This window comes from Streptomyces sp. NPDC059787 (assembly GCF_042732315.1).
GTDB lineage: Bacteria > Actinomycetota > Actinomycetes > Streptomycetales > Streptomycetaceae > Streptomyces > Streptomyces atrovirens.
The window spans coordinates 21,045-32,410 of the sequence record NZ_JBHWHX010000043.1 but is presented as its reverse complement, the minus strand read 5'-3'; the positions used below and the strand labels follow the sequence as shown (position 1 = coordinate 32,410).

10 protein-coding genes and 1 pseudogene are annotated in these 11,366 nt (G+C 73.0%); 4 read left to right on the top strand and 7 right to left on the bottom strand.

The window, feature by feature from the left end:
• The first annotated feature begins 32 nt into the window (after nucleotides 1-32).
• Nucleotides 33-1,655, top strand: a complete 1,623-nt coding sequence (locus ACFV5H_RS30315; RefSeq protein WP_385198141.1) for a glycosyltransferase — start codon at nucleotides 33-35, stop codon at nucleotides 1,653-1,655.
• 498 nt (nucleotides 1,656-2,153) lie between these two features.
• On the opposite strand, the gene ACFV5H_RS30310 is transcribed toward ACFV5H_RS30315, so the two are convergent.
• The 7 genes from ACFV5H_RS30310 to ACFV5H_RS30280 all read right to left on the bottom strand — a co-directional run bounded on the left by ACFV5H_RS30310 (nucleotide 2,154) and on the right by ACFV5H_RS30280 (nucleotide 7,887).
• A complete protein-coding gene (locus tag ACFV5H_RS30310) occupies nucleotides 2,154-2,933 on the bottom strand; it encodes an urease accessory protein UreD (protein ID WP_385198140.1) in 780 nt (259 codons plus the stop codon).
• Nucleotides 2,921-3,604, bottom strand: coding sequence for an urease accessory protein UreG (gene ureG, locus ACFV5H_RS30305; protein ID WP_385198138.1), 684 nt, complete (start codon nucleotides 3,602-3,604; stop codon nucleotides 2,921-2,923). Before ureG ends, ACFV5H_RS30310 begins: the two co-directional genes overlap by 13 nt.
• 108 nt (nucleotides 3,605-3,712) lie before the next feature.
• Complete coding sequence (locus ACFV5H_RS30300) at nucleotides 3,713-4,387, bottom strand: urease accessory protein UreF (RefSeq protein WP_385198136.1); 675 nt, start codon at nucleotides 4,385-4,387, stop codon at nucleotides 3,713-3,715.
• Entirely contained in the window at nucleotides 4,387-6,108 is a 1,722-nt protein-coding gene (locus tag ACFV5H_RS30295) for an urease subunit alpha (protein WP_385198134.1), read from the bottom strand. The genes ACFV5H_RS30300 and ACFV5H_RS30295 overlap by 1 nt, the downstream gene beginning before the upstream one ends.
• Nucleotides 6,101-6,412 carry an urease subunit beta gene (locus ACFV5H_RS30290; RefSeq protein ID WP_385059633.1) on the bottom strand — a complete coding sequence of 104 codons (312 nt, stop codon included), beginning with the start codon at nucleotides 6,410-6,412 and terminating at the stop codon, nucleotides 6,101-6,103. The genes ACFV5H_RS30295 and ACFV5H_RS30290 overlap by 8 nt, the downstream gene beginning before the upstream one ends.
• A 16-nt stretch (nucleotides 6,413-6,428) precedes the next feature.
• Nucleotides 6,429-6,731 carry an urease subunit gamma gene (locus ACFV5H_RS30285; RefSeq protein WP_385059630.1) on the bottom strand — a complete coding sequence of 101 codons (303 nt, stop codon included), beginning with the start codon at nucleotides 6,729-6,731 and terminating at the stop codon, nucleotides 6,429-6,431.
• 688 nt (nucleotides 6,732-7,419) lie between these two features.
• Entirely contained in the window at nucleotides 7,420-7,887 is a 468-nt protein-coding gene (locus tag ACFV5H_RS30280; protein WP_385198168.1) for a heme-binding protein, read from the bottom strand.
• Nucleotides 7,888-8,075: 188 nt separating this feature from the next.
• On the opposite strand from ACFV5H_RS30280, the gene ACFV5H_RS30275 reads away from it, so the two are divergent.
• The 3 genes and pseudogenes from ACFV5H_RS30275 (at nucleotide 8,076) to ACFV5H_RS30265 (ending at nucleotide 11,328) form a co-directional block, all read left to right on the top strand.
• The gene (locus ACFV5H_RS30275) at nucleotides 8,076-9,428 is read left to right on the top strand and encodes an FAD-dependent oxidoreductase (RefSeq protein ID WP_385059246.1); all 1,353 of its coding nucleotides are present in this window, start codon (nucleotides 8,076-8,078) and stop codon (nucleotides 9,426-9,428) included.
• A 76-nt stretch (nucleotides 9,429-9,504) separates the two neighbouring features.
• A pseudogene (locus tag ACFV5H_RS30270) lies at nucleotides 9,505-9,976 on the top strand (hypothetical protein).
• 290 nt (nucleotides 9,977-10,266) lie between these two features.
• Nucleotides 10,267-11,328, top strand: coding sequence for an ABC transporter permease (locus ACFV5H_RS30265; RefSeq protein WP_385059244.1), 1,062 nt, complete (start codon nucleotides 10,267-10,269; stop codon nucleotides 11,326-11,328).
• Nucleotides 11,329-11,366 lie beyond the last annotated feature (38 nt).

The following is an 11,366-nucleotide window of genomic DNA, read 5'->3' as shown; positions in this document are numbered from 1 at the left end:
GCGCCCCCCAGCCGGACACGAGGGTGGATCCCGTGCTCAAAGTCAGCGTCGTCGTCCCCGTCCACAACGCGGGCCCCTACATCGACAAGTGCGCGCAGAGCCTGCTCGGGCAGAGCATCGGCCGCGATGCCTACGAGGTCGTGTACGTCGACGACGGCTCGACCGACGACTCGGCCGAACGCCTGGACCGGCTCGCGGCCCTGCACCCCCACGTGCGGGTGCACCGCCAGGAGAACTCCGGCTGGCCGGGGAAGCCGAGGAACGTCGGGGTGCAACTGAGCCGGGGCGAGTACGTCCAGTTCGTCGACCAGGACGACGAACTGGGCCACGAGGCGCTGGAACGGCTCTACGACCTGGGCAGACGCAACGGTTCGGACATCGTCCTCGGCAAACCGGCGGGCACCATGGCACGGCCCAGCAATGTCTTCGCCCGCACGGTCGACCGCTGCACCGTGGACGACCACCCGCTGTTCGAGAGCCTGACGCCCCACAAGATGTTCCACCGCGCTTTCCTCCTGGACCACGGCATCAGGTTCCCGGAGGGCCGGTGCCGGCTCGAGGACCAGGTGTTCATGGCGCACGCGTACGCGGTGGCGCGGTGCGTCTCGGTCCTGGGCGACTACCCCTGCTACTACTGGATGCGCCGGGAGGACGGCGGGAACACCAGCAGCAGGCAGCTCGTCGTCGACGAGTACTTCGGCTGGCTGCGCAAGGTCGTGCAGACCGTCAAGGCGCACACTCCGCCCGGCCCGGTGCAGGAGGCGATGCTCCGCCGGACCTACCGGGTGGAGATCCTCCGCCACATGAGCGAGCCCTACGTGCTGAGCGGTCACGGTCAGGTCCGGGAGCGGTTCGAGGCGGTACGGCGGCTGGTGCTCGAGGAGTTCCCGCCGTCCGTCCGGGAAGGGTTTCCGGCGGTGACGCGGCTGCGGGCCCACCTGCTGGAGGAGGGCCGCCTCGACGCCCTGTCACTGCTGGCCCGCCGCATCCGCCAGGTGAGGCCCCTCGCGGAACTCGGCAGGCCCCGCTGGAAGGACGGCGCGCTCACCGCCCCGGTGCGGATGCACCTGGCCCATCAGGACGGCAGGGCGGTGAGCCTCCTGGAGCGCGGGGGGCGCCTGGTGCTCGATCCGGCGCTGGTCGAGGGGATCGCCGGGGTCGGGGAGTGGGCGGTCGGCGATCACCTGGCCGCCGCCTACGGGGAGATCCGGCTCTCCCACCGCGGACAGCACATCGGCTGGTTCCCCGCATCGGACCTCACCGTGCGGCTCGAGAACGGCAGGGGCGGCCGAAGGCGGCCCGTGGTGGCCGGGACGATGCGGATCGATCCGCTCACCGCGGCCGGCGGCGGTCCCCTGGACCGTGGCGTCCACGACGTGTCCGCGTACTTCCAGGTCCTCGGTGTCGGCCGCAGCGTCGCGCTGCGGGGGGACGTGGGAAGCCGGCCCCTGGGCGGGCAGGCCGCCCGGCTCGGGACGCCCTCACTCGCGGTCATCCCGTACTGGACCGCCGGCCGTCAGCTGGCGCTCGACGTCGGCGAGTTCTACCACCGTCTGGACGCGGTTCCACGGTGGGCGGGGCCGCGGGAGCTGATCCGCGTCCCGGCACCTGTGCGGGGACCGCTCGCGAAGGCCCTGCGCGGGGTGCGCCGGTGAGGCACAGGAAGGGTGCCGGCGGACTGTCGGCGGCGTTGTCACGTTGGTGGAAGATCTCCTCGATCTCCTCCGCCAGGTGCTGCCGGCGCGTCTCCCGCCCGGCCGGCGGCCGGTCGCGCCACTTGTCATACCACGACTCCGACACCCCAGGGCCCGGCAGGCTACGCGGTACGGAATCTTCCACTCGGCCATGCAGCTGCTGATCACCCCGGCCGCCACGGCCGGGTCGGTCTCAGCTGCTTCACCCACAGGGCCACGAATCGCTTGCACACATCACGCGCCATCTCCGGCTCGCGGATGCGTCTGTCCTTCTCCCTGGCCTCGGCCCGCAGCCGCTCCGGATCCGCCCACTCTTCCGCAGCCGGCCGCAGGAGGCTCGGCCGCCGGCCGGTCCGACGACGGCGACCCGTTGCGCCGGGGTTTCCCCAGTGGGAGGGGAGGTACGCAGGGGGCGGTCCCCCCTCTTCATCGATCCGATAACCGGATGAGAAGGTTCCGTCAACCGGACGCCGGGGCGAGGAGGGCCGACGCCCCGTCGAGGAGGCGACGCAGCCGCAGCGCATCCGGTGCCACGGCGGTCACCAGTGCGGCGGGACCCGGAAGGGGCAGAACGGCGGCACCCTCTCCCAGTTCCCTCGCGGTGACCGGCCTCTCCTCGAACTCGGGCCGTACGACCACGAGCTGACCGACCGCTCGCAGTCCGCCCAGCACGGCCGGGCCGTCCCAGCCACCGGGCGCCCCGGGACCGCAGGCCAGTTGCTGATCGAGGACGGTCCGCCCCGCGATCCGTACGGTCAGACGTGTCGTGAGCCGTCCGGGTTCCTCCCCGGCCCTCCCCAGCACCTGCTCCTCGCGGAGCACGAGCCGGGCCCCGTGGTCGAGGTCGGCATGCGTGGTGATCTGCAGCTCGCTTCCCCTGACGGAGATCAACTGCTCGGGCAGCCAGTGGAGTTCGCCTCCATCGGCGACGGTCAGACGTACGTCGTAGCGCGCCTCGGCCTCGTGCTGGCCGGGCAGGGCCAGGGTCGCGGCGGCCGACCCGACCCGGAGACGGGCTCCCGGCCGGACGTCCGCCCGCACCGAGAGACGGTCCCCGCCGAGGGGCCCGCTCATGGCACCGACGAGCAGGACGTGCGCCTCGGTGCCGCTCCCCCGCGTCCGCCGGAGAGCCAGCGGCCCGTCGCCCTCGAGCAGCGGGAGGCAGGTCCCGCCCCGGCCGTCGGCGCAGGCGCGGACGCGGGCGGCCGCCTGCACACCGGCGGTGTTCACGCCGTCCACGCGGCGAGCCGCTCCCGCACCCAGGCGGTGACGTCCTGCGCCCCGTCCCCGCCCCGCAGCGACTGGAACACCACCGGAAGGTGGGCCCGCTGGGCCCTGGCGTCGGCGGCCATGCGGGCGAGGTCGGAACCGACGTGGGGGGCGAGGTCGGTCTTGTTGACGACCAGGAGATCGGCAGAGGTCACGCCGGGCCCGCCCTTGCGCGGGATGTCGTCTCCGCCGGCCACGTCGATCACGAAGATCTGGGCGTCGACGAGCCCTTTGGAGAAGGTGGCGGTGAGATTGTCCCCGCCGGACTCGACGAGGATCAGGTCCAGCGGACCGACCTCGTCCTCGAGGTCCTCCACCGCTTCCAGGTTCGCGGAGATGTCGTCCCGGATCGCGGTGTGCGGACAGGCCCCGGTCTCCACGGCGGTGATCCGCTCGGGCGGCAGGACCGCCTCGCGGAGCAGGAACTCGGCGTCCTCCCGGGTGTAGATGTCGTTGGTGACGACGGCCAGGGACACCTCGTCCCGCAGGGCCCGGCAGAGGGCGGCGACGGTCGCGGTCTTCCCGGACCCCACGGGCCCGCCGAGCCCGATCCGCAGGGCCCGCCGCATCCCGTCGGGCCGACGGGCGTCGGCACTGACGACGTCCGGCCCGCCGTGGGAGAGAGAATGACCGAGATGCATGCGACGCCTCCAGTAGTCAGCCCGTCCGGCGTGTGCGGACGGGGCAGGCCGATGAGAGTCCCGGGGACCGGGGACGGACGGGAAAGGGCGGCGGGGCGCACCCGGCACTCACGTGGCGAACAACCGCACGGCCCACCCCGCATGCGCCTCCGCGCCGGCCTCCAGCAACGGCGCGGACGCCGCGGGCAACGCGTCGACCCCCTCGTCGGCGGCCCTCCGCGCCGCCCCGACCGCCCGCGACACCACCGCGTCCACCTCCGGCGCCGACCGCGCCAGCACCCCCGTCGCGTCGAACGGGTCGAGCCCCAGCAACCGCACCGTCGCCGAAGCCGGACCACTGACGCTCTCGTACGCCGCGCAGTACGCCGCGTCCGCGGGCCCCAGCCCGGCCGCCCGCGCCGTGACTCCCAGGACCACCGGCTGATGCGCGCCCTTGGGGAACCGCCCGGCGAGCGCGTCGAGTTCGCCCGACGGCCAGGCCACGCGCGCCGCCCTCAGAAGCTGCCGTCCCAGCCTTCGCGCGGCCGTCCGCAGCGCGGGCGAGGGCGTGCGCGCGTCGGCCGCCGCGTCCAGCTCCGCCGGATCGACGCCCAGCGCCGCGGCCGCCGCGACCGCCGCCGTCACCAGTCCCGTCGTGTGCAGCCGTCCCCGGCAGAAGTCCTCCAGGCTCGCGGCACCCGTGACCCGTCCCGCCCGGACGGCCGCCTCCGCCCCGCCGGAGTGCGCGTGCCCTCCGGCGGGGAACCGTCCGTCGGCCAGGACGAGGAGCGCTCCCCGGGACATCAGAAGAGGAAGTACCGCTGGGCCATGGGCAGTTCCGCCGCCGGGGCCGCCTCGACCAGTTCCCCGTCGATGTGCACGGCGAAGCTGTCCGGGTCGATGCGCACGTCCGGCATGGCGTCGTTCTCCCTCATGTCCGCCTTGGTCACCCCGCGGGTGGAGTCGATGGTCGCGAACCGTTTCCCCAGCCCCAGCCGCGCGGGCAGTCCGGCCTCGATCGCCGCCTCCGCCACGAAGTTGACCGAGTTGGCGGCGGGCGCCCGACCGACCGCCCCGTACATCGGGCGCGGCAGGACCGGCTGCGGGGTCGGGATGGAGGCGTTGGCGTCGCCCATCTGCGCGTAGGCGATCTGTCCGCCCTTGATGACGAGGTGGGGCTTCACCCCGAAGAACGCCGGTTCCCACAGCACCAGATCGGCCAGTTTGCCGCTCTCCACGGAGCCGATCTCGCCGGCCAGGCCCTGGGCGAGTGCGGGATTGATCGTGTACTTGGCGACATAGCGACGTACGCGGTGGTTGTCGGCGCGTCCGTCGCCCGGGAGGGCGCCGCGCCTCCGCTTCATCACGTGGGCCGTCTGCCAGGTCCGCATGATCACCTCACCGGCCCGTCCCATCGCCTGGGAGTCGGAGGAGATGATGGAGATGGCGCCCAGGTCGTGCAGCACGTCCTCGGCGCCGATGGTGGACGGCCGGATGCGGGACTCGGCGAAGGCGAGGTCCTCCGGCACCGCGGGGTTCAGGTGGTGGCACACCATCAGCATGTCGAGGTGCTCCTCGACGGTGTTGACGGTGAACGGCCGGGTCGGGTTGGTGGAGCTGGGCAGGACGTGCGGTTCGGAGACCACGGTCATGATGTCCGGGGCGTGCCCGCCGCCGGCGCCCTCCGTGTGGTAGGCGTGGATGCCTCGCCCGGCGATCGCGGCGAGTGTGTCGCCCACGAATCCGGCCTCGTTGAGCGTGTCCGTGTGGATGGCCACCTGGACGCCGGTCCGCTCGGCGACGGTGAGCGCGGCGTCGATGACGGCCGGGGTGGATCCCCAGTCCTCGTGCAGCTTCAGTCCGACCGCGCCGCCCCTGATCTGCGAGAGCATCGCCTCCCGGGAGACGGTGTTGCCCTTGCCGAGCAGCCCGATGTTGAGCGGGTACGCCTCCATCGCCTCCAGCATCCGCGCCAGGTGCCAGGGGCCTGGCGTGACGGTGGTCGCCTTGGAGCCCTCGGCCGGCCCGGTGCCGCCGCCGACCAGGGTGGTGACGCCGGAGGCCAGCGCCTCGTCGGCGATCTGCGGGCAGATGAAGTGGACGTGCGCGTCGACGGCACCGGCGGTCAGGATCCGCCCGTTGCCGGCGATGATCTCGGTCTCGGGGCCGATGACCAGGTCCGGGTGGACGCCGTCCATGGTGTCGGGGTTGCCCGCCTTGCCGATGCCGGTGATGCGGCCGTCACGGATGCCGATGTCGGCCTTGACCACGCCCCAGTGGTCGACGACGACGGCACCGGTGACGACCGTGTCCGGGGTTCCGGCCGCACGGGTGGCGGTGGCCTGCCCCATGGACTCGCGGATGACCTTGCCGCCGCCGAACACGGCCTCGTTCCCGGCGAGTCCGGGGCCGCCGGAGCGGTCCTCCTCGATCTCGATCAGCAGATCGGTGTCGGCCAGCCGGACACGGTCACCGGTCGTGGGGCCGAACAGGTCGGCGTGGGCGGCACGGGAGAGCTCAGGCATCGAGGGCTCCCCCGGTCCGTCCGCGCAGCCCGGGCACGACACGGGCTCCGGCCAGCGGTACGAGTTCCACCTCGGCGGGGATGCCGGGCTCGAACCGTACGGCGGTGCCGGCGGGGATGTTCAGCCGCTTGCCGTGGGCGGCCGGGCGGTCGAACTCCAGGCCGGGGTTGGTCTCGGCGAAGTGGTAGTGGGAGCCGACCTGGACGGGCCGGTCGGCGGCGTTGAGGACGGTCAGCCGGGTGACCTCGTGACCCTCGTTGCAGACGATCGGGTCCTCGGCGAACAGGATCTCTCCGGGAATCACGGCGGCCGCTCCCCGCTCAGACGATCGGGTCGTGGACGGTGACGAGCTTGGTGCCGTCCGGGAAGGTGGCCTCCACCTGAACGTCGTGGATCATCTCCGCGACGCCCTCCATGACGTCGTCCCGGGTGAGCAGGTGCCGCCCGGACGCCATGAGTTCGGCGACGGTGCGGCCGTCCCGGGCGCCCTCGAGGACGTGCGAGGTGATGAGGGCGACCGCCTCGGGGTGGTTCAGCCGCAGCCCTCGGGCACGGCGTTTGTCCGCCACATCGGCCGCGACATGGATCAGCAGCCTCTCCTGCTCGTGCGGAGTCAGTTGCACGGCTCCCACCTCAGTCCTCGCTCCGGGCCGTGCGGGGCCCGGTGGCCGAGGCCACCAGGGCGTGTCGCCCGGTGGCGTGGTCCCGGAGGCTAGTCGGGCGGCGTTTCGGGGACGTTAACCGTGCGGTGAGTCGGCGCCGGGTGCTCGAAGTGGCGGGCTGCACGGCCGTCAGCGCCCGCAGCCCGTCACCCGGTCTCTGTTCGGAGAGCCCGCCGAAGAGGGCCGTCCGGGCCGCGCAGCCCTGCACGAGCGCGATCATCGCCCACGCCGTGGCATCGGCGTCGACGTCCGCGCCCGCGCCCGCGCCGACCAGTACCTCAGCCGCCGCCACCTCGTCGGCGAGGACCGCCCTCAGCGGCGGCGCACAGCCCTCCTCGTCGCGTGCCTCCGGGTTCGCGCCCGCTGTCAGGGCCGCGCGGACGGTGGGAACGTCACCGTACCGGGCGGCATCCGGCAGGGCTCGGTCGGCAGGGGGGGAACGACTTCCCGGCCACGGCGGAACTCCTTCACGGGGCGGCGGTGACAACGGACGGCAGGGCGGGCCCGCGGTGGCGTGAGAGCGGTGCGGACAAGAGCGGGGCGGCGCGCGGGACGGAGGGCCTCCCCGCCCCGCGCGCCGGGCGGCCCCGGAGGCGGGACCGCCGCTCAGCCCGGCGGGACCAGCGCCGGGATCAGTGCCGGGCCGGGATCAGCGGCCGTTGGGGACGGCCGCGGCGCCGGCCCGGGCGAACTTCTCGTCCAGAGCGCCGGAGGGCGCGCCCGCCACGCCGATACCCGCGATGGGCGCATTGGAGTATGCGACCGGGGCGCCGCCCGCCAGGAACAGCGTGTCCGGGATGTCCTTCAGGGTGGGCGCCGACTCCAGGCGCTTGACCAGCTGGGAGGTGGGCGCGTTCCAGGAAACGGCGGTGCAGGCCTTCTTGATCGCGGAGTCGTAGGCCTGCGGCCCGGCACCGTTGCCACGCGGGGTGACGATCGTGTTGCCGTTGCGGTCCACCACCGCGACGCTCAGCCGCTGCCCCTCCTTCTGCGCGGCCTTCAGCGCCGCCTCAGCGGCGTCGGTGGCGGCGGCGACCGTCAGATGGGTGCTGGTGGTCGTGGCCTTCCCCTTCACCGCGCCGGGGAACTCCCGCCCGTGACCGGTCGGTGCCTGCAGCGCGCGGCGCGGATGGGCCTCTCGGTTTGTGCTGCGTCCTCGAACGGGTGAGCAGAAGGGCCGAAACTCGGTCAACCCGGCCTCGGCGGCGGGATACTCGTGTCGACTCGGTGTCGGGACGACCAGGGAGTGGGCCGGTGAACTCTGCCGTAGGGGCGGGACGTTGGGGTGGGCGGCATGTGGTGGTCGTGGGCGGGAGCCTCGCGGGGCTGCTCGCGGCGCGTGTGCTGGCCGGGCATGCCGACCGGGTGACCGTCGTCGAGCGGGACCGGTTCCCGGGCGGTGCCGAGCCGCGGTCCGGGGTGCCGCAGGGGCGCCATCCCCATGTGCTGTTGCAGGGTGGACAGGTGGCTGTGGAAGCGCTGCTGCCGGGCTTCCTCGCGGAGTTGCGGGAGGCGGGCGCGCCGTGGGTGGGCATGCCGTCGGACCTGGTGCTCTGGCAGGCCGGGCGCTGGTTCCGCCGGGTGTCCGCCTCCACGCACATCTGCACCGGGTCCCGCGCGCAACTGGAGGAGCTGGTACGGCGGCGGGTTCTCGCCGACCCGCTGATCGGCACCGTGGAGGGCGCCGATGTCGTGGGGCTCCTCGGTGACGCCTCGCGGGTGCGGGGCGTGCTGCTGCGGGAGCGGTCCGGGGACACGCGCGCGGAGCCCCGGGCGTTGGAGGCCGACCTGGTCGTCGATGCCTCCGGCGCCGGTACGAAGGCCCCGCAGTGGCTTGCCGCGATCGGCGCCGCGGCCCCGCACGAGGAGACCCTCGACACGGGGCTCGCCTACGCCTCCCGTGTCTACCGCGGCCCGAAGGGGGTTCTCGACGGTGCGACCGTCGGGTACTACGTCTATCCCGGCCCCTCCCAGCTGCACGGCGGCGGTGCGCTGCCCCTGGAGGACGGCACCCACCTGGTGATCGTCTCCGGACTGCGCGGCGACGAACCGCCCACGGACGACGGCGAGTTCGTGACGTACGCCAAGCGGCTGGGCCATCCGCTCCTGGACCGCTGGATGGACGAGGCCGAACCGCTCTCCCCGCCATTCGGCTACCGGCGCACCGCCAACGTCCGCCGCCGCTACGACCTGCCTGGCCCGCCGGCGGGATTCCTCGCCACCGGCGACGCGCTGTGCACCTTCAACCCGATCTACGGCCAGGGCATGGCCGTCGCCGCGATGAGCGCGGTCGCCCTGCGTGACGCGCTCGCTGATCCGCGCCGTACGCCTACGACCCGGCGCGTGCAGCGGGCGTTGCTCGCGGCGTCCCGGCAGGCGTGGGACATCTCCGCCGGGGCGGACCGCAAGATGCCGGGTGCCCTTGGCAACGCCCTCGACGGCGGCCCCGCGGACCGGGTCGCGGACTGGTACCTGCGCCGGGTCCAGGAGAGGGCACCCGGCGACCCGGTCGTGGGTGGTGCCTTCCGTGCCGTACTGACGCTCGCCCGGCCCGTCTCCGCGCTGTTCGCTCCGCCGGTGGTCCGCGCCGTCCTCTTCGCCCGGCCGGCGCCGACGCCGGCCGAGCCTCCTGCGGTACCGGAGGGACCCGGGGTCTGAGCGGGTGGGGTCCGGACAGGTGAACGACACCGGTCTGGACCTCTCCTGGGTTCTCCGGCGTGATCGGAGCACGGAGATGGCGCGTCCGTCGACCGCCGAGGCCGCTGTCCAGGCGATTCGTGAGATCGCGGTGGAGTTCGGGGCGAGCATGTCCGTCACGGACGACACCGGCGCGGACCAGGCCTCGCGGTGCACGTCGGCCGAGCTGTTCACCGTGTTCGGTCCCGCCGGCTCGCTGCCGCACGAGGCGTTCGTGGAGCCGGCGGGGTCGCCCGCCGTGAGCGTCCGGCTGTCCCCCGAGGACGATGCCAGGATCACCGTCGAGTGGGTGGAGTTCCACGACGTACCACGGGACTCCGTCCCCCCGGTTCCTCAAGTCCGTCCACGGCGGGCTCGCCACCACCAAGGGGCGGCTGTTCCCGCCCGGCCGGTGGCTCATCGTGCCGCTGCCCGGGGACGAGACCTACAAGGAGCCGATCCTGGACTCCAACCTCACGCCCTGGCCGGCCCTTAGCGCGCGGCGCCAGGTCCCCGGACGTACCCGGTGACCAGGTGGGCGGGGCCGAAGCCGAAGTGCGCTGCTCGGGAGGGTGTCGCGGCTGACGCCGGTGTACATGCAGACGGTGGGCCCAGGCCGTCCAGGCGGTGGTGGGTGGGCGGTGCGGGTGCGGCCGGCCTCGTCCTGAAGGGTCCGGCCGCACAGGTTCGCCGTGGGGCGGTGCCCGCCTTCCCTCCGTACCAAAACGCCCGCGGGGGCGGTGCACACTCCTTCTGAGTGCTCCCACGGGTGACGGCGCTATTGATGCTCTTTCACCTTGTTTATGGAAACGTCCCGGTCATGGCAGAGATGTCTCATGGTGCCCACGCCCAGCCGCCGACGCGCGGACAGCGGTGGTCCGAGTTCCGGCAGTCACCGTTGTGGCCGGCCATCGTGCTGGTGCTCATCCTGGCGGCTGCGGCCGGTCTCTTCGCCGGCTCGTACACCTATTCCATGGCCGATCCGACGCCGCGCTCGATCCCCACGGCCGTGGTCGGCTCGTACGAACAGGCCCGCGGGCAGGCCTTTCTGGACGCCCTGGAGAAGGCGTTGAACGCGTCCGTGAAAGTGCACACGTACGACAGTGCCGCCGAGGCTCGTCAGGCCATGGACGACCAAGAGGTCTTCGCGATCTTCGATATCCGCGACGACGGGAGGACCGCGGTCCTTGACCTGTCGGGTGCCTCCGGGGCCTCGGTCGCGGAGGTGCTGGCCGACACGGCGCCGACCGTGGGGGAGGAAACCGGCGTCGAGGTCACCGTCCAGGACCTCAATCCGCTGCAGGAGGGCGACCCGCGCGGACTGGCGATCTTCTACATCTCGCTGGCCGCCGTCATCATCGGCTTCGTCGGGGCGATCCAGCTCAGCGTGCACGCACGGTCCCTGACGCCTTTCGAGCGCATCCTGTTCACCCTCGCCTACGCGCTGCTCGGCGGATTCGCCATCGCCGCGACTGTGGACTGGCTGCTCGGCGCGCTCGACCTGCCGTTCGTGGAGTCGTGGCTGATCCTGGCGCTCACCCTGTTCGCCAGCGGCATGGTCTTCACCATGTTCAACACCCTGTTCGGGCGTTGGGCGATGCTGCCGACGTGGGGGCTGATGATCCTGCTGGGCAACCCCTCGTCCGGCGGCGCGGTGTCCTGGCCGCTGCTGCCGTCACCGCTGGGCGAGATCGGCAAGTGGCTGCCGCCCGGTGCCTCGGTCAACGCTCAGCACACGGCGGTGTACTTCCAGGGGCACCAGCACGCGTTCCCGTTCCTGGTGCTGGGCGGATGGGCCATGCTGTCGTGTGCGGTCTTCTGGATCTGGCGGCACCGGCATCCCGGCGGTCGCGAGCGCCGTCCGGCGCACGTCGAGTCGTAACGGCCCCGGTCCCCCTGCCGTCGGCTGCGCCGCGCGGC

Excerpts from the sequence above, each read along its gene's own strand:
- ureG (WP_385198138.1), bottom strand. The coding sequence starts at position 3,604 with ATGCATCTCGGTCATTCTCTCTCCCACGGCGGGCCGGACGTCGTCAGT.
- ACFV5H_RS30300 (WP_385198136.1), bottom strand. The coding sequence starts at position 4,387 with ATGTCCCGGGGAGCGCTCCTCGTCCTGGCCGACGGACGGTTCCCCGCC.
- ACFV5H_RS30295 (WP_385198134.1), bottom strand. The coding sequence starts at position 6,108 with ATGCCTGAGCTCTCCCGTGCCGCCCACGCCGACCTGTTCGGCCCCACG.
- ACFV5H_RS30265 (WP_385059244.1), top strand. The coding sequence starts at position 10,267 with ATGGCAGAGATGTCTCATGGTGCCCACGCCCAGCCGCCGACGCGCGGA.